The 255-nt window shown below is 34.5% G+C and carries 1 protein-coding gene; it reads right to left on the bottom strand.

The features are described 5' to 3' along the window. A partial coding sequence (locus TEPIDINF_RS15310; RefSeq protein WP_421692416.1) for a winged helix-turn-helix domain-containing protein occupies positions 1-235 on the bottom strand: 235 nt, incomplete at its 3' end. Positions 236-255 lie beyond the last annotated feature (20 nt).

Genomic DNA, 255 nt, shown 5'->3' with positions numbered 1-255 from the left:
GATCCCCTAGTTTCATCCTTAAAGTTTTGATATGGGTATCTACGGTTCTTAAGCTTCCATAAAAATCATAACCCCAGACATGTTCTAAAATTTGTTCCCTTGTCCACACCTGATTTTGATTTTTCGTAAAAAAGAGTAACAGATCATATTCTTTAGGTGTAAGAACTAGTTCTTTTTCTTGAACCTTCACTCTTCTAGCTTTTTCATCAATTGAAATGGCTCCAAAAGATTTCATCAGTAGTTCACTCTCAGACT

Origin of the sequence: Tepidibacillus infernus (assembly GCF_048898065.1) — a bacterium.
Classification (GTDB): domain Bacteria; phylum Bacillota; class Bacilli; order Tepidibacillales; family Tepidibacillaceae; genus Tepidibacillus_B; species Tepidibacillus_B infernus.
The sequence above is the reverse complement of the archived record's forward strand: the minus strand, read 5'-3'. Positions and strand labels throughout refer to the sequence as shown.